The following is a 17,410-nucleotide window of genomic DNA, read 5'->3' on the forward strand; positions in this document are numbered from 1 at the left end:
CGTCAGGACGAGCCGACCCGGCGGGATCTTTGGTGCTACTGCTTGCCTTGGTTGGCGACTGCCTCAGCGGCTGCGGCCGCGGCCTCGGGGTCGAGGTAGGTGCCGCCGGCGACGACCGGCTTCAGCGACTCGTCGAGCTCGTAGACCAGCGGCTGGCCCGTGGGGATGTTGAGCTTCGCGATCTCGGCCTCGGAGATGTTGTCGAGGTGCTTGACCAGCGCGCGCAGGCTGTTGCCGTGGGCGGTGACCAGGACCGTCTTGCCGGTCTTCAGGTCGGGCACGATGGCCGAGTCCCAGTAGGGGAGCATCCGGGCGACGACGTCCTTGAGGCACTCGGTGGCGGGCACCTCGATGTCGGCGTAGCGCGGGTCACCGGCCTGGGAGTACTCCGAGTCGGCCTCGATCGGCGGCGGTGGTACGTCGTAGGAACGACGCCACAGCTGGAACTGCTCCTCGCCGAACTTCTTCAGCGTCTCGGACTTGTTCTTGCCCTGGAGTGCGCCGTAGTGGCGCTCGTTGAGACGCCAGTCGCGGCGCACCGGGATCCAGTGGCGCTCGGCGATGTCGAGCGCGATGTTGGCGGTGTTGATCGCACGGCGCAGCAGGCTCGTGTGGACCAGGTCGGGAAGGATCCCGGCCTCGGCCAGCAGCTTGCCGCCGTTGACGGCCTCGGCCCGGCCCTTGTCGGTGAGATCGACGTCGACCCAGCCGGTGGACAGGTTGAGCGCGTTCCACTCGCTCTCGCCGTGACGCAGAAGGACGAGCTTGTAGGTCATCAGTGAGCTTCCTCGGCACCGGGCAGAGCGGCCGGCGGGAACTCGCAGGAGTAGGGGTCCTCGGAGATGGTGCCCGCGGACTCGTCGTGCGCCTCGCCCTCGGTGGCGTGCTCGCCCTCGGCGGGCTCGTCGGCCGGCAGGGTCGAAGCCTCCTCGCTGCCCTCGGCAGCTCCCTCGGCAGCAGCGTCCTCGGACGCCTGGGCCTCGGCGTTCTTGCCCTTCTTCGCGGGCTTCGTGGTCTCGTCGACGGCGGCGACGACATCGGCGTACGGACCACACTGGGTGACCACCGGGACGGAGACGGTCTTCTCCTCGCCCTCGGAGAAGGTGAAGGTCATCGGGATGCTGTCGCCCGGCTTGAAGTCGCCGGTGACCGCGATGCCACCGATGGCCGGGTCGGCCAGGTTGATGATGCCGGACTTCGGCAGCTCGATCGGGGTGAAGGACTCGGGGGTGACGGTCTCCTCGGCCTCGGGCGCCGTGGCGATCGAGGTGACCGACGGCAGCTCCTTGCCGGCGACCGCCGGGTTGATCGCCGGGTCGAGCGAGAAGGTGCCGACCAGGACGCCGGAGCCTTCCTGCGCGGTCACGATGCGAGCGGCGTTGATCCGGATGGCACCGTCGAGCGTCGAGCCGCCGTGGGTGATGTCGTTGGGCCGGTCCGTCGCGTAGTCGAAGCTGCTGCAGGCGGTGAGCGCCGGAAGGGCGAGAGCCACGAGTGCGCCCGTCACTGCGAGCCGCTTCTGCATAACCTTGGTCGTCACGCGCGACACTCTATCCGCCCGATCCTGCGATATCGGAAAAGGGTCAGGCACGCAGTCCGACTGAGCTCGCGGCGTACAGCATCCCGGCGATCACCAGGGCGATGTAGACGAGCGCGACGAGGAGGAGCTTGCCGGCCCCGAGCTTCAGTCCGGCCTTGAGCGGCAGGTACGTCCACTTGTCCTCGTTGTCGGCGACCAGGCCCCACAGCGCGGTCAGGAAGTGCACGCCGACACCGAGTGCCGCCGCGAGCGCGACCATCACCCAGTGGGGCGCTCCGCCCGCGGACTCACCGGCCCAGCCGGCGTACGAGAGGTATCCGGGGTAGCAGGCGAAGGCCGCCGCCCACAGGACCCAGGAGAAGAGGCCCTTGCGCAGCAGTACGTTGGCGAGCATCCCGAGCACCAGCGAGCCGAGGTAGAACAGCCCCGCGACGGTGCCAGAGGTGACCGAGAGCGGAATGACGAGCAGTACGCCGCAGCACAGCGCGAACCAGACGCTGCCCGGTTCGAGACGGCCGTCCGAGATCGGCTTGCCCTCGCGCTCGTGACGGCGGTCGACGGCCTGGTCGACGAGGTCGTTGTGCCAGCCGAGGACCGCCTGGCCGACGAGCACGGTGACCGCGATCAGCGTCACCTCGCGCGTCGTCAGCCCGGCGAGGACGGCCGCCACCGACAGTCCGATGGCGGTCAGCACCGCCTGGCGGGGGTGGGCGGAGCGGATGAGGAGGAACGGGGCCCAGTTGCCCACCTTGTTCATGACGCTTGCTCTGCCCGCCGGGGCATCAGGAACGGCCGACGCACTGGCCTGCGTCTCTTCCGGGTCCTGATCCTGGGCGTGCGACGACACGGTGAAGATGGTCTTGGGGGCGCTCTGCGATGCATTCGCCATGGCGGCAGTATCAAGCACTCGGCCCGGTCGCGCAGGACAACAGGCTGGCTACGGCGAGATTTCGGCGTCGTTTCGAAATCAGCCATGCTGCCACGTTCGCCGGGCCTGCGCGCGCGGAACCACACAAGTTGTCAATCTGTCAACCCCAGATTGAGCCCCTGACCTGCGCAAACACGGAATCCGAATTCTAAGATCCGTGGTAGACTTATAGCCCTAGGAAGGGGTACCTAAAAATATGACTTTCACCGTCGGCGAGACCGTCGTATACCCGAACCATGGCGCGGCCGTCATCGAAGACATCGAGATGCGCACCATCAAGGGCGAGGAGCGGCAGTATCTGGTCCTCCGCATCATCGCTCAGCAGGACCTCGTGGTGCGTGTTCCGTCAAAGAACCTCGAGCTCGTCGGAGTTCGGGACGTCGTGGACAAGGACGGGCTTGATCGAGTCTTCGAGGTGCTTCGTGCGGAGCACGTCGAAGAGCCGACCAACTGGTCGCGTCGTTACAAGGCAAACCTGGAGAAGCTGCACAGCGGCGATGTCATGAAGGTCGCCGAGGTCGTGCGTGACCTGTGGCGTCGTGAGCGTGACCGTGGCCTCTCCGCCGGGGAGAAGCGCATGCTCGCCAAGGCACGCCAGATCCTCGTCTCGGAGCTCGCGCTGTGCGAGCACACCAACGAAGACAAGGCTGAAGTCCTCCTCGACGAGGTGCTGGCCAGCTGACGCTGGTTTCGGTCTGCGTTACAGGCTCCGGGGAAACCCGGGGCCTGTTTCGCGTCTTAGGGGGCTCAGCAGGGGACTCACTGAGGCCGATACGGTGGCTCTATGGAGGACCCCTACGCCGACTACGACGAGATCGACGAGACCGCCGAGGTTCCGCCGGCCCTCGGGATCGTCGCCGAGGACAGCCGAGGCTCGCTGCCGTTCACGTTGATCCACGGTGAGGCGCTGGTCGCCGCGGCGACCTGGTCCCTCGGAGAGTCCGGAGTGACCCCCGTCGACTTCACCACCTCGTGGGAGGCGATGGTCGCGGCCGAGGAGCCGCTCGTTCTGCACGACTCGCTGTGCCCGATGACCCCGCCGGCCTTCATCGCACACTGTGTCTCGACCGCGCTCGCGCGCGAGGCGGTCGTGGTCGGCGTACGCCCGGTCACGGACACCGTCAAGCACCTGGGCATCGAGGACGGGGTGCCGGTGCTCGGCGCGACCATCGACCGCACCTCGCTGGTCTCGGTCGCATCGCCGATCGTGCTGCCCCCGGCCGTCGTGGCCGCCCTGGACGACTGGCCCGCCGGCGACTTCGCCGAGATCGCGGGGTCGCTGGCCCGCCGGTTCCCGGTCGTCTCGGTCGAGGCGCCGCCGGTCGGCCGCCGTGTCGCGTCCGAGGATGACGTACGCCTGCTCGAGGCGCTGTCGGCCAGCGCACTCAGCTGAGAAGTGTCGTGACCGCGCCCAGGTCGTCGGCGAAGGTCACCTTGAGGTTCAGCGACGAGCTGGGCACCGCGACGACGCGTACGCCGGAGGCGTAGCGCTCCAGGGTCGCGCCGGTGTCGGTGCCGTCGAAGCCGTCGGCCGCGGCCTGGTCATAGGCGGCCAGGAGGTCGGCCGCCCGGAACGCCTGCGGTGTCTGTACGCCGACGAGAGCACCCGCCACCGGCTGCAGGTCACGCGTCGAGAGGTGGCTGAGCGGGGCGGCGGGGATGGCGCCACCGTGCTTGCGGGCGACGCCGATGACCACGGAGAAGAGCTCGGGCGACGCCAGCGGCCGGGCGGTGTCGTGGATCGCGACCACGTCGATGCCGTCATCCCCGGCGGCCTCGACGTCGGCCCGGAGCACGGCGAGCGCCGCTTGCTCGGAGGCGTGGCGGGTGTCGCCGCCGGTGACCATCACGACCTCGCGGTCGCCGAGCAGGGGTTGGGCGACGGCCGCGACCGCCGCCTCGTCGCCGCTGCGTACGACCAGGACGAGACGGCGCACGTCGGCGACCGCCAGGGCGGTTTGGAGCGAGAGGCCGAGGGCTGAGGAGGCCGGATCGTCGGACCCGTCGAGCGGGAGCAGCACCTTGTTGGTGGCGGCTCCGACGCGGGTGCCGGATCCGGCGGCCAGGAGGACGAGAGCGGCAGGCACCCCTGGAGGCTATCCGTTCGGCGGAGGCGACTGCCGAAGGGCTGGGTCGGTGGGCTGGGCGCTGGTGTTTACGTACGCGTAACAGAGCGAAACAGGAGGTGTCCCTCACGCGTCCTACGGTTCAAATCCACCTAAGGGAGGGACCCGACGAATGTGGACGAAGCGGCTCGGGCCGGCGACGTCATGAGTGAGCGCCAGCGAGCGCAGCGCGACGACCAGGGTGACTGGCAGTCCGTCTGCCCGGTCGACGCGCTCGAGGTGAAGCGCGGCGCCACGGCACTGGTCCACGGGCAGGCCATCGCCATCTTCCGGATGCCCGACGACGTCGTCTACGCCCTGGGAAATCACGATCCGTTCGCCAAGGCGTCGGTGATCGCCAAGGGCATCGTCGGGGTGCGCGAGGGGGTGCCGTTCGTGGCCTCGCCGGCTCACCGGCACGGGTTCGACCTGCGTACGGGACAATGCCTGGACGACCCGCACGTGACCATCCCCGCCTACGAGGTCCGGGTCGTCGACGGGCTCATCCACGTCGGGCACCGCAAGGCTGCCTGACTGCATCCGATCGGCCGGGCATCTGGGAGACTGCGGAGCGTGCAGCTTCCTCTGGTCGGCATCGGGACCGACGTACACAGCCTTGCCGACGGTGTCCCGATGCACGTGGCCGGCCTCGCTTTTCCCGACGAGCCGCAGGGTCTCGCCGGGCACTCCGACGGGGACGTGGCTGCCCACGCCTGCTGTGACGCGCTCTTCTCCGCCGCGGGGCTCGGCGACCTGGGGTCCAACTTCGGCACCTCCGAGCCCGAGTGGGCCGGGGCGGCCGGAGTCGTCCTGCTCGCCGAGGCCGCGCGCCGGGTCCGCGAGGCAGGTTTCGAGATCGGGAACGTCGCCGTGCAGGTGATCGGCAACCGGCCCAAGATCGGTCCGCGCCGCGACGAGGCCAACCGGGCGCTCTCCGCTGCGGCGGGCGCGCCGGTCACGGTGACCGCGACGACCTCCGACGGTCTCGGCCTCACCGGACGCGGCGAGGGCGTCGCCGCGATCGCGACCGCGCTCGTCGTGCGTCGCGATACCTAGGGAACCCGCGTACGTCCCTAGACTTGGGGTATGGCACTCAGGCTCTACGACTCGGCGACCCGTGAAGTACGTGACTTCACCCCCTTGCAGCCCGGCAAGGCGTCGCTCTATGTCTGTGGCCTGACCGTACAGAGCGAGCCGCATGTCGGGCACGTGCGGAGCGGGGTGAACTTCGACGTCCTGCAGCGGTGGCTGCGGGCCTCGGGCTATGAGACCACGTTCATCCGCAACGTGACCGACATCGACGACAAGATCCTGGCGAAGTCGGCCGAGCAGGGACGCCCCTGGTACAACCTCGGCTACACGATGCACCGCGAGCTCGACGCCGCCTACGCCTCGCTCAACGTCGACCGGCCGACCTACGAGCCGCTCGCCACCGGTCACATCCCCGAGATCATCGCGCTGATCGAGGAGCTGATCGCGAAGGGGCACGCCTACGCTGCCGAGGACGGCTCCGCGGACGTCTACTTCGACGTGCGCTCCTGGCCCTCCTACGGCGAACTGTCGGGGCAGAAGGTCGACGACATGGAGGCCGCCGCCGACGCCGACCCGCGGGGCAAGCGCGACCCACGTGACTTCGCGCTGTGGAAGGGCCGGAAGGTCTCCGAGCCGGAGACCGCCTCCTGGCCCTCGCCCTGGGGTCTGGGACGGCCCGGGTGGCACATCGAGTGCTCGGCCATGGCCGGGAAGTACCTCGGTCCCGCCTTCGACTTCCACGGCGGCGGCCTCGACCTGCGCTTCCCGCACCACGAGAACGAGCAGGCCCAGTCGCGCGCTGCCGGCCGGCCCTTCGCGAGCTACTGGCTGCACAACGCCTGGATCACGACCTCCGGTGAGAAGATGTCGAAGTCGCTGGGCAACTCGCTGGTCATCCCCGAGGTCCTGAAGAAGGTACGCGGCATCGAGCTGCGCTACTACCTGGTCGCGGCCCACTACCGGTCTCACGTCGAGTTCTCCTTCGAGGCGCTCGAGGAGGCCGCAGCCGGGTTCCAGCGGATCGAAGGTTTCCTGGAGCGCGCGGCGTCGGTTCTTGGCGAGATCTCGGCAGATGGCGTGCCCGGCGCCGACTTCGTCAACGCGATGGACGACGACCTCGGCACCCCGGCCGCGGTGGCCGCCCTGCACGAGGTCGTACGCGAGGGCAACAAGCTGATCGCCGACGGCGACAGCCCGGCGCTGCGCGGGGTCGCAGCGAGCGTGCGCGCGATGTTGGACATCCTCGGTCTGGACCCCGCCGACCCGGCGTGGGGTCCGGCGAGCGGTGATGACGAGAAGCTGACCGGCGCGCTCGACGTACTTGTTCGCGGGGTCCTGGACGAGCGCGCCGAGGCGCGCGCCGCCAAGGACTGGGCCCGCGCGGATGCCATGCGAGACCGGCTCAAGGACGCCGGGATCGAGATCGAGGACACCCCTGAGGGTCCGAAATGGAGCGTTAACTGATGGCAGGCAACTCCCAGCGTCGCGGAGCGATCGCGAAGGGACGCAAGAAGGGTGCCCAGGTCGGCACCGGCGGCAACCGCCGCAAGGGCCTCGAAGGCAAGGGCCCGACGCCGAAGGCGAAGGACCGGCCCTACCACAAGGCCCACAAGGCGGCGCAGGCTTCGGAGCAGCGCAACAAGGGTCCGCGCAAGCGGGCCGCCGGCGACGCCGAGTGGATCATCGGACGCAACTCCGTGGTCGAGGCACTGCGCGAGGACGTACCCGTCAACGGGCTCTACGTCGCCGAGGGTGCCGAGCGCGACGGGCGCCTGCGCGAGGCGTTCATGCTCGCCTCCGAGAAGGGCATCTCGCTGCTCGAGGTGACCAAGGTCGAGCTCGACCGGCTGACCGGATTCAACGGCCACCAGGGGCTCGCGGCGCGGATCCCCGCCTATGAGTACGCCCACGCCGACGACCTGCTCGACCGCGCGGCCGAGGCCAGGGAGCAGGCGCTGATCGTCGCGCTCGACCAGGTCACCGACCCGCGCAACCTGGGTGCCATCGTGCGCTCGGCCGCGGCCTTCGGCGCCCACGGCGTGGTGATCCCGGAGCGGCGTGCGGCCGGGATGACCGCCGCCGCGTGGAAGACGAGTGCTGGTGCCGCGGCGCGGATCCCGGTCGCGCAGACGGTCAACCTGACCCGGCAGCTGAAGGCCTACCAGGAAGCCGGCTGCATGGTCGTCGGGCTGGACATGGAGGGTGACATCACGCTGCGCGAGCTGGGTGCCCCCGAGGGCCTCGCCGACGGTCCTCTGGTGATCGTCGTCGGTGCCGAGGGCGGCGGGCTCTCCCGCCTGGTCCAGGAGACCTGCGACCAGATAGTGTCGATCCCGATGGTCAACTCCGTAGAGTCCCTCAATGCCGGCGTCGCCGCGTCGGTCGTGCTCTACGCGGTCGCGGAGGCGCGTCGCTGATCTCTCGCCGCACTCTGTTTCGGGGCCTCGCCGTCTGGGCGGGGCTCGGAGTGCTGTGGCTCGTGCTGGCCGTGGCGCTGAGCGCGTGGCTCTTCCTGTCCAGCGAACGCCAGGTGGTCTTGGCCGGCCACGACTCGGTCCTGCGCCCGACGCTGTCGGGGAAGGCGATCATCCACACCGGACCGGTGCTGCCCGACGTACGTCTGGACGTCGGTGGCCCGGTCGGTGTGGACGTGACCCTCGGGAAGACCGAGCTGCGGTCGATGGACGAGCTCTTCGAGCGCTACGCGGTCCTCGGGTCGGCTCCCGACGGTCAGCGCGCGGTCGTGGTGGAGCAGGTCGAGTCGATGCTCGTCGCAGCCGTGCTCCGCGGTGCCGCGATCTCCTTGGCGATCGTCGCCGGGGGAGCTGTGCTGTGGTGGCTGCCGGGCTCCCAACGCCGTGCTGACCTGCGCAGACGTGTCAAGGAATCGGCCCTCACCCGGCACGGTCTCAGCACCGCGGGCATCGGCGTGGTCACGGTGGCGGTGCTCGCGGTCGCGGTCTGGCAGCCCTGGGGCGAGGCCGGAGCGCCCGCCGCGGACAAGGAGGCCGGACCGGTCGCCGGCGACTGGACCCCGCTGGCCGACTTCCTCGGCGCGGCGATCCCCGTGCCCGACGAGCTGGCCGACGTGGAGGTCCGCGGCGACGCCTACGCGAACCAGACCCGTCGGCTCGTAGCCAGCGCCGTCGACACCTACAACTCCAGCCGGACCTTCTACGAGAAGGTCGTGGCGAAGGTGCCGGACCTGGCGCTGCGCGAGCCGGGCGACGACGAGACCGTGTCGGTCCTCGTCTCCGACCGCCACGACAACGTCGGCATGGACTCCGTGGTGCGCGCGATCGCCGACGAGGGTGGCGCGACGGGCGTCCTGGATGCCGGCGACGACACCTCGACCGGATCCGACTGGGAGACCTTCTCCCTCGACTCGCTCACCGACGCCAGTGACGGCCTGGACAAGTGGGCGGTCACCGGCAACCACGATCACGGCCCGACGGTCGGCGACTACCTGGCCAAACAGGGGTGGACCATGCTCGACGGCGAGGTCGTCGACGGCCCCGGCGACTCGACGCTCCTGGGCGTACCCGACCCGCGCACCAGCGGCCTCGGTAACTGGATCGACGAGAAGGGCGTCACCCTCGAGGAGGCCGGCGAGAAGCTGGCCGACATCGCGTGCGCCTCGAAGGAGGACGGCAAGCCCGTCGCGACCCTCCTCGTCCACGACCCCTCGCTGGGCCGCGAGACCCTGCGACGCGGCTGCGCGACCCTCGTCGTCGGCGGCCACCGCCACGTCCACCAGGGACCGAGCGAGGTGATCGGCGAGAACGGTGAGATCGGCTGGACCTACACCAACGGCACCACGGGCGGCGCCGCGTACGCCTTCGCGATGGGGAAGATCCGCCGCACCGCCGAGGTCACCCTGATCACCTACGCCGACGGGCTCCCCGTCGGCGTCCAGTCCGTCGAGCTGGAGACCAACGGCGCCCTCACCGCCCACGAGTACGTCCCGCTCGAGGAGCCCGCCGGGAGCGAGTGAGGCTAGACCCGTTCGCGATCGCGGTCGTAGCTCTCCCAGTACGTCGCCCCGGTGATTCCCAGGGCGCGAGGGTCGAAGACCGGGTCGAGGCCCTGCTTCTTCTGCCGCTCGTAGTCGCGGAGCGCCGCGAACGCAGGTTGCTGGAGGACGAGGATCCCGACGATGTTCAGCCACGCCATCAGACCGACGCCGATGTCGCCGAGCGTCCAGGCGTCGCTGGCCGTCGACACGCAGCCGTACGCAGACGCGACCAGGATGACGGCCTGCAGCGCCAGCGTCGTGAGCCGCCCGAGCGAGACTCCACGCTGTCCGCCCAGCCGAACGGTTGCAAACCGGCCGACGATGAAGCGCAGGTTGGTCTCGGCCATGTAGTAGTAGGCGACCATCGTCGTGAAGCAGAAGAAGGCGAGCGAGATGGCGATGAAGGACGCGCCGATCCCGGGGAACACGGTGTCGAAGGCCGACTGCGTGTAAGCCGGGCCGACCTCGGTGCCTGCGGCGAGCACGCCGCCGTCCGCGAGAACATCCCCGCTCTCGCTGCCACCCTCGAAGACGCGATAGGCGCCGGTGGAAAGGATCAGGAAGCCCGTCGCCGTGCAGACGAACAGGGTGTCGACGTACACGGCGAACGCCTGCACGAGCCCCTGCTTCGCCGGGTGCGAGACCTCGGCCGCGGCGGCCGCATGAGGACCGGTGCCCTGCCCCGCCTCGTTGGAGTAGACGCCGCGCTTCACACCCCACATCACGGCCAGCCCCAGCACGGCGCCGAACGTGGAGTGGAGTCCGAAGGCGCTCGACACCACGTCGCTGATGACCCCCGGGATCTGTTCCGAGTTCACCACCACGACGACCATGGCGACGGCGACGTACGCCACCGCCATGAAGGGAACCACGAGCGTCGCGAAGGACGCGATGCGCTTGACGCCGCCGACCACGACGAACGCGAACACGATGACCGTCGCGATCGCGACGCCCCAGGTCGAAACGCCCCACGCGTTGGCCATGCCGGCGGTCATGGAGTTCGCCTGGACACCAGGAAGGAGTACGCCGCACGCGAGCACGGTCACCGCCGCGAAGACGAACCCGTAGACCGTGAAGAGGCGGCGGGCGCGGGTGTGTGCGAAAGCTCGGCTGAAGTAGTAGGCCGGACCGCCGCGATACTCACCGGTGATCGGGTCACGGGTCTTGTAGACCTGACCCAGCGTGCTCTCCACGAACGACGTCGAGGCGCCGAGGAACGCGACCGCCCACATCCAGAACATCGCGCCCGGACCGCCGAAGGCGATCGCCGTGGCGACGCCGGCGATGTTTCCCGTGCCCACGCGCCCGGCCAGCGACATCGCCAGTGCCTGGAACGAGGAGACGCCGGAGGCCGACTTCTCGCCGCGCACGAGGAGCCGGATCATCTCCGGGAAGTGCCGAACCTGAAGGAACCGCGACCGCACGGAGAAGAACACCCCCACCGCAAGGCAGAGATACACGAGCCAGTCACTCCATATGACAGCACTGATGGCGCCCAAGATGTCCGTCATCCGTCTTCCCTTCGTCTACCCGTCGACTTCGGATGAAGAGAAACCCTCTCAGACGTACGTCACGTGAGTGTTCTCGAGGGGGTTACGGCCGGGCCGGTCACGGCCCTGACGACACGCCGGATACGCACTCTGGACGATGACTGGCTACGATTGTCCAGCCGTCGCCACGCTTTGGGCGGCATGCCGCGTTAGCTCAGTTGGTAGAGCGCCAATCTTGTAAATTGGATGCCAGGAGTTCGATTCTCCTACGCGGCTCCACGGAACTGTCGGCGCCTAGCCATACAGTCGTTGCCATGAGTCGATGCTTGGGGTGTGGGCGTGAGCTGACCCAGCGCCACCAGAAGATCTACTGCAGCAACGCCTGTCAGATGCAGGTCAAGCAGAAGCGCTTGGTCGAGGAGTGGCTGACGACAGGGATCGGAAAGGCTCTGAGCAAGCGTCGCCACTACATCCGCGACTATGTCCTCCAGCAGCAGGAGGGCCTCTGCGCGATCTGTGCGATCCCCTCCGAGTGGAACGGTCTGGAACTCGCGTTCGTGCTCGACCACGTCGACGGCGACGCGTCTAACAATCGACGGGAGAACCTCCGGCTTCTCTGTCCGAAGTGCGACAGCCAGCTGCCGACGTACAAGGCCAAGAACCGGGGGAGCGGCAGGGCCTGGCGTCGGCAGAGGTACGCCGACGGCAAGTCCTACTGATCAGCGGAGCTGAGTGACCTCGTACGTCGTCGGCGGGTTGGCGATGTCGTCCTGGGAGGCGATGAGCTCGAGCTCGCGGCGGCCGGACTTGAGGGTGCGGTCGAGGATGGCGAAGAGGGTGTTCGCGGTGCGGCCGAGGGCAGCCGGCGTCGAGCCGGTCGAGAGCAGGTGGGAGAGGTAGACCGCCGCGGTGACGTCTCCGCCGCCGTTGGGGGAGATCGGGAGCAGGGGAGTGGTGACCGACCAGGCGCCCTCGTCGGAGACGGCGACCAGGTCGAGGTGGGTCGGGTCCTTGGTGATCACCGATGTCACCAGCACGTTGGACGGTCCGGACTCGCGGACGATGTCGACGGCGGCGAGCACCTCCTGCAGCGTGTCGGTCGACTCGAGACCGGCGAGGAAGTTGAGCTCGAAGTGGTTGGGCGTGATCACGTCGGCAGCCGGGACGACCTCGTCGCGCATGAACTCCGGGATGCCCTCACGGACGAACATGCCGCGCCCGACGTCGCCCATCACCGGGTCGCAGCAGTAGAGCGCCCGCGGGTTGAGCGCCTTCACGCGGCGTACGGAATCCAGGATGATCGCGCCGACGGCCGGGTCGCCCTGGTAGCCGGACAGGACCGCGGAGACGGTGGAGAGACCGTCGCGTTCGGAGATCCCCTCGATGACCTCGGCGACCTGGTCGGCGGCCACGACCGGTCCACGCCACGCGCCGTAGCCGGTGTGGTTGGAGAAGTTGACCGTGAGCACGGGCCAGACCTCGTGACCGAGGCGCTGGATCGGGAAGACTGCCGCCGAGTTGCCGACGTAGCCGAAGGCCACGTGCGACTGGATGGAGAGGATCTGCATGGAGCCAGTCTCCATCAGCTGGTTCAGGCGGCCTTCTTCTGGGCTTGCTTCTGGGACGGGTCGTTGAGCAGCCAGGCGGCCAGCGCGCCACCGATCGCGCCGAAGAGGTGGCCCTGCCAGGAGACACCGGTCTGCCCGGGGAGCACGCCGAGGAGGAGGCTGCCCCAAGCAAGGAAGATGACCACGCCGATGACGATCTGGCCGACACGGTGGCTGAACAGACCACGCAGGATCAGGTAGACGAGCCAGCCGAAGATCAGCATCGAGGTGCCGGCGGTGATGCTGCCCGGGGGCGACATCAGCCAGACGCCGACGCCTCCGACCACCCAGATGATGAGCGTCGCCACGATCCCGCGGCCGACGCCCGAGGCGAGCACCAGGAAGCCGAGAACGAGCGCGAACAGGGTGTTGCCGTAGAGGTGGGCCCAGCCGAAGTGGAGCACCGGCGCGAAGACGATGCCGAGCAGGCCGGCGTCGGTGCGTGGCTGGATGCCCAGCGTGTCGAGCTGGTGTCCGCTGATGTAGTCGGTGGCCTCGAGCACCCAGAGCAGGGCGACGAAGCCGAGCGACCAAATGCCGGCCCGAAGCCAGTTGGCACGTTGGGGCCGCGTGGGGGAGTCCTGGCTCACGCCCAAAATACTAGCCACAGCACCCTACCTACCGCTCCACAGCGGCGAGCCTTTGCTCGAGACTCTCATAGAGGTAGGGGACGGCGGCCGGGTGCGGACCGGTCTCGTAGAGCTCGGTGGCGAGGGCCCGGGGCGACTCCCCGGCGTGGTCGGCCGCCCAGGTCTGGCCACCCCCGGCCAGGGCATCGGGATCCAGCCGCCCGCCGTCGAGGGGCAGCACCGCCTCGGCCGACAGTGCCACCCAGCGTCCGCCGCCGCCCTCGAGCCAGGCCACCGGCACGGCGTACGCTTCGCCCTCGGTCATGTCGGCGTCGAGGTCGATCCCGCGGCCGATCTGGTGGGCTCCCTGCCGGCTCCACAGGACGGTCGTGACCTCGAGCCGGTCTGTGTCGGTGGGGCCGGCGGTGCCGAGGACGAGGTGGTCGGCGAAGGTCGCCCAGTCGCGCACGTCGGTCGCGGGGAACTCCGGAGGACCGGCCCGTTCCAGGAGGGCCCGGCCGCCGAGCACGGCGGCCCAGACCGCCGCCAGGACGACGACGATGGTGCCGGCGATCTTGAGCCGCCGTGACACCGACAGCGTCGGTCCGGTCGTGTTCGCGCCCACGTGACCCCCGTTCACCGCGCCGATGGGCCGATCCTAATCGGACAGAGCTCAATCAGGCAGGGACCAGTCGACCGGTGAACCGCCCTGCTCGACCAGGAGGGCGTTGGCGCGGGAGAACGGCCGGGACCCGAAGAACCCCCGGCGCGCGGAGAGCGGCGAGGGGTGGACGGACTTGACCGCGGGCACCCCGTTGAGCTTTGGCTCGAGGTTCTGCGCGTGCCGGCCCCACAGGATCGCGACCAGTGGTCCGCCGCGTCGGCCGAGAACGTCGATCGCCCGCCCGGTGACCTCTTCCCAGCCCTTCTTCGAGTGGGAGGCGGGCGCACCCGGCCGCACCGTCAGCGAGGTGTTGAGCAGCATCACGCCGCGGTCGGCCCAGGTCGACAGGTCGCCGTGCTCGGGCATCTTCAGGTCGAGGTCGGTGGCCAGCTCGGCATAGATGTTCCGCAGCGACGCCGGCAGTGGACGTACGTCCTTCTCGACCGCGAAGCTGAGCCCGATCGGGTGCCCGATGGTCGGGTAGGGGTCCTGGCCGACGATCAGGACGCGTACGTCTCGCAGCGGGCGCCGGAAGGCGTTGAAGATCCGGTCGCCGTCGGGAAGGTAGGGACGCCTGGCTGCCAGCTCGTCGCGCAGGAAGCGGCCCATCTGCTCGATCTGCGGCTCGGCCGGTGCCAGCGCCTCGGCCCAGTCGGCTGCCATCAGGCCCTTGTCCACGAGTCCTGCCAGTGCGCTCATAAATGATGAGGGTATCGGCTGGCACCGACGGATAAGTTGTCCGTGGCACCCCAGGTTGGACTCATCAAGGAGTAGACATGAAGTTCGGTTTCTTCGTCCCGCAGGGATGGCGCTTCGACCTCGTCGGGATCGACCCGGCGGACCAGTGGACGACCATGAAGGACCTGGCTCTGCACGCCGATGCCGGGAGCTGGGAGTCGATCTGGGTCTACGATCACTTCCACACCACCCCGGAGCCCTCCGACCAGGCGACCCACGAGGCCTGGTCGCTGATGGCGGGTCTCGGCGCGGTGACGTCGCGGGTGCGCCTCGGGCAGATGTGCTCGTGCATGTCCTACCGCAACCCGGCCTACCTGGCGAAGGTCGCCGCGACCGCCGACCACATCAGTGGTGGCCGGGTCGAGATGGGCATCGGCGCGGGCTGGTACGAGCACGAGTGGCGGGCCTACGGCTACGGCTTCCCGGAGGCGCGCGACCGACTCGGGATGCTCCGCGAGGGCGTCCAGATCTTCCAGCAGGCCTGGACCAAGGGCATCTCGTCGCTGGACGGGAAGTACTACCAGGTCGACGGCGCCATCTGTCAGCCGCTGCCTCTTCAGCAGGGCCGTTCCGGCATCCCGCTGTGGATCGCCGGCGGCGGCGAGAAGGTGACGCTCAAGATCGCGGCGCAGTACGCCGACTACACCAACTTCCTCGGTGACCCGGAGACCTTCAAGGCGAAGTCCGACATCCTGCGCGGCCACTGCGAGACCCTCGGGCGCGACTTCGCGGAGATCACCCGCTCGTCGAACTTCAACGTGCTGCTCGGCGAGAACGGGGCCGAGGTCGCCGAGAAGGTCAAAGCCTGGGAGGCCCGGCTGGTGCCGCACCTCGGCGCGGCCAAGGCGGCCGAGGTCGTCAACGGCGCCGTCGACGGACCGACCTCGCTGGTCGGCACCCCGGACCAGGCCGTGGAGAAGCTCAAGGCCGTGGAAGGGCTGGGGATGACGTACGCCATCGGCTACTTCGCCGATGCCGCCTACGACCGCTCCTCGATCGAGCTCTTCGAGTCGAAGGTCATTCCCGAGTTCGCCTGAGCGACGCCCGGCGACACCGTCGCGGACGTTTACAACGAGGTGACCGCCCGGTAGGAAGGCGTACATGAAGATGACGACCCTCCTCGGGGGAGTGGCAGTTGCCGCCGGCGTGGTCGCCGCGCGCGACCTGACCCAGCGCAAGCACGCGATCCTGCGGAACTTCCCGGTGATCGGGCACGCGCGGTACCTGATGGAGAAGATCGGGCCGGAGCTGCGGCAGTACATCGTCGCGGACAACGACGAGGAGCGGCCCTTCAGCCGTGACCAGCGGCGCTGGGTCTACGCCTCGGCCAAGGAGCAGAACAACTACTTCGGCTTCGGCACCGACAACGACATCGAGCACGTCCAGGGCCACATCCACATCAAGCACCGTACGTTCGCCGACTCCCTGCCCGACGACCACGACCGGGCCGCCAAGCTCCCGTCGGCGAAGGTGCTCGGAGGTCCGCGCGGGCGCGCGAAGGCGTTCCGGCCGGAGTCGGTCGTCAACATCTCGGCGATGTCGTTCGGGTCGCTGTCCGGGCCGGCGATCAAGGCGCTCAACCTGGGCGCACGCCGGGCCGGGGCGATGCACAACACCGGTGAGGGCGGCATCTCGCCCTACCACCTCGAAGGCGGCGCGGATCTGGTGATGCAGATCGGCACCGCCTACTTCGGGTGCCGGAACGCCGACGGCACCTTCTCGATCGGTCGGCTCAAGGAGAGGGTCGCCACCGCGCCGGTCAAGGCGATCGAGATCAAGCTCTCCCAGGGCGCCAAGCCCGGCCTCGGTGGACTGCTGCCGGCGGCCAAGGTGACCCCGGAGATCGCCGAGATCCGCGGCATCGAGCTCGGCAAGGACTGCGTGTCGCCGTCTCGGCACTCCGCCTTCCACGACGTCGACTCGATGCTCGACTTCGTCGAGATGATCGCCGCCGAGACCGGGCTGCCGGTCGGCATCAAGTCGGCGGTCGGTGAGATGGAGTTCTGGCAGGAGCTCGCCGGAAAGATGCGGTCGGGCGAGCGGGGCGTCGACTTCATCACCGTCGACGGCGGCGAGGGCGGCACCGGCGCCGCGCCGCTGATCTTCTCCGACGCGGTCGCCATGCCCTACCGGATCGGCTTCTCGCGGGTCTACGGCACCTTCGCCGAGCTTGGCCTGACCGACTCGGTCACCTTCATCGGTTCGGCCAAGGTCGGCCTGCCGGAGAACGCCGCCGTCGCCTTCGCGCTCGGTGCCGACATGGTCAACGTCGGCCGCGAGGCGATGATGTCGATCGGCTGCATCCAGGCTCAGAAGTGCCACGACGACACCTGTCCGACCGGCGTCGCGACGCAGAGCAAGTGGCTCTCCGGCGGCCTCGACCCGCAGGACAAGGGCGATCGCTGCGCCAGCTACCTCAGGACCCTGCGCAGGGAGCTGACGAAGGTCTCCGCCGCCGTCGGCGTCGCCCACCCCGGCCTGATCACGCCGCACGACATCGAGGTCATGAACGGCGACTACGAGTCACGCACCCTCGCCGGTGTCTACGGCTACAAGGACCACTGGGGTGCCCTCGGCCCCGATGTGGCCAGCGAGCTCCTCGCCGTCGTACAGCCGCACCGTACGTTCAACGAGAAGCCGAACACCGCCTGAGAGCCGACGCGTCAGGTACGTCGGCCGAGACGTCACTCGCGTCGGTCGAGTCGGCACCTGGGTGCCGACT

Annotated in this window: 19 protein-coding genes and 1 tRNA gene; 11 read left to right on the top strand and 9 right to left on the bottom strand. The window is 69.1% G+C overall.

The genetic code is table 11. The features are described from left to right. Positions 1-35 precede the first annotated feature (35 nt). Genes ACFWQC_RS27505 through ACFWQC_RS27515 form a run of 3 tightly spaced genes read right to left on the bottom strand, consistent with a single transcriptional unit; the run spans position 36 to position 2,429 of the window. On the bottom strand, positions 36-776 hold the full coding sequence (locus ACFWQC_RS27505; RefSeq protein WP_378685768.1) for a phosphoglyceromutase: 741 nt from the start codon (positions 774-776) through the stop codon (positions 36-38). After that, positions 776-1,540, bottom strand: a complete 765-nt coding sequence (locus ACFWQC_RS27510; RefSeq protein WP_378685771.1) for a hypothetical protein — start codon at positions 1,538-1,540, stop codon at positions 776-778. Before ACFWQC_RS27510 ends, ACFWQC_RS27505 begins: the two co-directional genes overlap by 1 nt. 43 nt (positions 1,541-1,583) lie before the next feature. Next, positions 1,584-2,429 (bottom strand): UbiA family prenyltransferase, encoded by an 846-nt coding sequence (locus tag ACFWQC_RS27515; protein ID WP_378685773.1) that lies wholly within the window; start codon positions 2,427-2,429, stop codon positions 1,584-1,586. 235 nt (positions 2,430-2,664) lie between these two features. Here ACFWQC_RS27515 and ACFWQC_RS27520 point away from each other — a divergent pair, with 235 nt between their 5' ends. Both ACFWQC_RS27520 and ACFWQC_RS27525 read left to right on the top strand, forming a co-directional pair. After that, on the top strand, positions 2,665-3,150 hold the full coding sequence (locus tag ACFWQC_RS27520) for a CarD family transcriptional regulator (RefSeq protein ID WP_378685776.1): 486 nt from the start codon (positions 2,665-2,667) through the stop codon (positions 3,148-3,150). 102 nt (positions 3,151-3,252) lie between these two features. Next, positions 3,253-3,861 (top strand): hypothetical protein, encoded by a 609-nt coding sequence (locus ACFWQC_RS27525; protein WP_378685779.1) that lies wholly within the window; start codon positions 3,253-3,255, stop codon positions 3,859-3,861. Here the strand turns inward: ACFWQC_RS27525 and ACFWQC_RS27530 are convergent. Continuing rightward, the gene (locus ACFWQC_RS27530; RefSeq protein ID WP_378685782.1) at positions 3,854-4,555 is read right to left on the bottom strand and encodes a 2-C-methyl-D-erythritol 4-phosphate cytidylyltransferase; all 702 of its coding nucleotides are present in this window, start codon (positions 4,553-4,555) and stop codon (positions 3,854-3,856) included. The two genes, ACFWQC_RS27525 and ACFWQC_RS27530, sit on opposite strands and share 8 nt — an antisense overlap. Positions 4,556-4,738: 183 nt before the next feature. On the opposite strand from ACFWQC_RS27530, the gene nirD reads away from it, so the two are divergent. The 5 genes from nirD to ACFWQC_RS27555 are packed head-to-tail and all read left to right on the top strand — an operon-like array spanning position 4,739 to position 9,599. Beyond that, the gene (nirD, locus tag ACFWQC_RS27535; RefSeq protein ID WP_378685785.1) at positions 4,739-5,107 is read left to right on the top strand and encodes a nitrite reductase small subunit NirD; all 369 of its coding nucleotides are present in this window, start codon (positions 4,739-4,741) and stop codon (positions 5,105-5,107) included. Positions 5,108-5,146: 39 nt separating this feature from the next. Further along, positions 5,147-5,629 carry a 2-C-methyl-D-erythritol 2,4-cyclodiphosphate synthase gene (gene ispF, locus ACFWQC_RS27540; RefSeq protein WP_378685788.1) on the top strand — a complete coding sequence of 161 codons (483 nt, stop codon included), beginning with the start codon at positions 5,147-5,149 and terminating at the stop codon, positions 5,627-5,629. A 30-nt stretch (positions 5,630-5,659) separates the two neighbouring features. After that, positions 5,660-7,069, top strand: coding sequence for a cysteine--tRNA ligase (gene cysS / locus ACFWQC_RS27545; RefSeq protein ID WP_378685791.1), 1,410 nt, complete (start codon positions 5,660-5,662; stop codon positions 7,067-7,069). After that, positions 7,069-8,022: a 23S rRNA (guanosine(2251)-2'-O)-methyltransferase RlmB gene (gene rlmB / locus ACFWQC_RS27550; RefSeq protein ID WP_378685794.1), complete on the top strand. Its 954-nt coding sequence runs from the start codon at positions 7,069-7,071 to the stop codon at positions 8,020-8,022. The genes cysS and rlmB overlap by 1 nt, the downstream gene beginning before the upstream one ends. Before the next feature lie 50 nt (positions 8,023-8,072). Continuing rightward, the gene (locus ACFWQC_RS27555; protein WP_378685797.1) at positions 8,073-9,599 is read left to right on the top strand and encodes a metallophosphoesterase; all 1,527 of its coding nucleotides are present in this window, start codon (positions 8,073-8,075) and stop codon (positions 9,597-9,599) included. Between the two features lie 2 nt (positions 9,600-9,601). Here the strand turns inward: ACFWQC_RS27555 and ACFWQC_RS27560 are convergent, their stop codons facing one another. Next, complete coding sequence (locus ACFWQC_RS27560; RefSeq protein ID WP_378685800.1) at positions 9,602-11,131, bottom strand: alanine/glycine:cation symporter family protein; 1,530 nt, start codon at positions 11,129-11,131, stop codon at positions 9,602-9,604. 182 nt (positions 11,132-11,313) lie between these two features. Between ACFWQC_RS27560 and ACFWQC_RS27565 the strand changes: the two genes are divergently transcribed. Together ACFWQC_RS27565 and ACFWQC_RS27570 are read left to right on the top strand one after the other, a co-directional pair. Beyond that, positions 11,314-11,389, top strand: a tRNA-Thr gene (locus ACFWQC_RS27565). A gap of 35 nt (positions 11,390-11,424) precedes the next feature. Further along, positions 11,425-11,829 (top strand): HNH endonuclease, encoded by a 405-nt coding sequence (locus ACFWQC_RS27570; protein WP_378685803.1) that lies wholly within the window; start codon positions 11,425-11,427, stop codon positions 11,827-11,829. Here ACFWQC_RS27570 and pdxY read toward each other — a convergent pair whose 3' ends face one another. From pdxY to ACFWQC_RS27590, 4 genes are read right to left on the bottom strand one after another with little or no spacing between them, the layout of a single operon-like run. Next, a complete protein-coding gene (pdxY, locus tag ACFWQC_RS27575) occupies positions 11,830-12,678 on the bottom strand; it encodes a pyridoxal kinase PdxY (protein WP_378685806.1) in 849 nt (282 codons plus the stop codon). Positions 12,679-12,701: 23 nt separating this feature from the next. Continuing rightward, positions 12,702-13,307, bottom strand: coding sequence for a rhomboid family intramembrane serine protease (locus tag ACFWQC_RS27580; RefSeq protein ID WP_378685809.1), 606 nt, complete (start codon positions 13,305-13,307; stop codon positions 12,702-12,704). 28 nt (positions 13,308-13,335) lie between these two features. Then, positions 13,336-13,911, bottom strand: coding sequence for a hypothetical protein (locus tag ACFWQC_RS27585; RefSeq protein ID WP_378685812.1), 576 nt, complete (start codon positions 13,909-13,911; stop codon positions 13,336-13,338). Positions 13,912-13,959: 48 nt separating this feature from the next. Then, positions 13,960-14,649 carry a uracil-DNA glycosylase gene (locus ACFWQC_RS27590; protein ID WP_378685816.1) on the bottom strand — a complete coding sequence of 230 codons (690 nt, stop codon included), beginning with the start codon at positions 14,647-14,649 and terminating at the stop codon, positions 13,960-13,962. A gap of 77 nt (positions 14,650-14,726) precedes the next feature. On the opposite strand from ACFWQC_RS27590, the gene ACFWQC_RS27595 reads away from it, so the two are divergent. Further along, positions 14,727-15,725, top strand: coding sequence for an LLM class F420-dependent oxidoreductase (locus tag ACFWQC_RS27595; RefSeq protein WP_378685819.1), 999 nt, complete (start codon positions 14,727-14,729; stop codon positions 15,723-15,725). A gap of 64 nt (positions 15,726-15,789) precedes the next feature. Beyond that, positions 15,790-17,340 (top strand): FMN-binding glutamate synthase family protein, encoded by a 1,551-nt coding sequence (locus ACFWQC_RS27600; RefSeq protein WP_378685821.1) that lies wholly within the window; start codon positions 15,790-15,792, stop codon positions 17,338-17,340. Positions 17,341-17,410 lie beyond the last annotated feature (70 nt).

Source organism: Nocardioides sp. NPDC058538, assembly GCF_042719275.1.
Taxonomy (GTDB): domain Bacteria; phylum Actinomycetota; class Actinomycetes; order Propionibacteriales; family Nocardioidaceae; genus Nocardioides.

What these genes read in the sequence shown, in the direction of transcription:
- ACFWQC_RS27505 (WP_378685768.1), bottom strand. Translation starts at nt 776, where the DNA reads ATGACCTACAAGCTCGTCCTTCTGCGTCACGGCGAGAGCGAGTGGAAC.
- ACFWQC_RS27515 (WP_378685773.1), bottom strand. Translation starts at nt 2,429, where the DNA reads ATGGCGAATGCATCGCAGAGCGCCCCCAAGACCATCTTCACCGTGTCG.
- ACFWQC_RS27520 (WP_378685776.1), top strand. Translation starts at nt 2,665, where the DNA reads ATGACTTTCACCGTCGGCGAGACCGTCGTATACCCGAACCATGGCGCG.
- ACFWQC_RS27525 (WP_378685779.1), top strand. Translation starts at nt 3,253, where the DNA reads ATGGAGGACCCCTACGCCGACTACGACGAGATCGACGAGACCGCCGAG.
- nirD (WP_378685785.1), top strand. Translation starts at nt 4,739, where the DNA reads ATGAGTGAGCGCCAGCGAGCGCAGCGCGACGACCAGGGTGACTGGCAG.
- cysS (WP_378685791.1), top strand. Translation starts at nt 5,660, where the DNA reads ATGGCACTCAGGCTCTACGACTCGGCGACCCGTGAAGTACGTGACTTC.
- rlmB (WP_378685794.1), top strand. Translation starts at nt 7,069, where the DNA reads ATGGCAGGCAACTCCCAGCGTCGCGGAGCGATCGCGAAGGGACGCAAG.
- ACFWQC_RS27560 (WP_378685800.1), bottom strand. Translation starts at nt 11,131, where the DNA reads ATGACGGACATCTTGGGCGCCATCAGTGCTGTCATATGGAGTGACTGG.
- ACFWQC_RS27570 (WP_378685803.1), top strand. Translation starts at nt 11,425, where the DNA reads ATGAGTCGATGCTTGGGGTGTGGGCGTGAGCTGACCCAGCGCCACCAG.
- pdxY (WP_378685806.1), bottom strand. Translation starts at nt 12,678, where the DNA reads ATGCAGATCCTCTCCATCCAGTCGCACGTGGCCTTCGGCTACGTCGGC.
- ACFWQC_RS27590 (WP_378685816.1), bottom strand. Translation starts at nt 14,649, where the DNA reads ATGAGCGCACTGGCAGGACTCGTGGACAAGGGCCTGATGGCAGCCGAC.
- ACFWQC_RS27595 (WP_378685819.1), top strand. Translation starts at nt 14,727, where the DNA reads ATGAAGTTCGGTTTCTTCGTCCCGCAGGGATGGCGCTTCGACCTCGTC.
- ACFWQC_RS27600 (WP_378685821.1), top strand. Translation starts at nt 15,790, where the DNA reads ATGAAGATGACGACCCTCCTCGGGGGAGTGGCAGTTGCCGCCGGCGTG.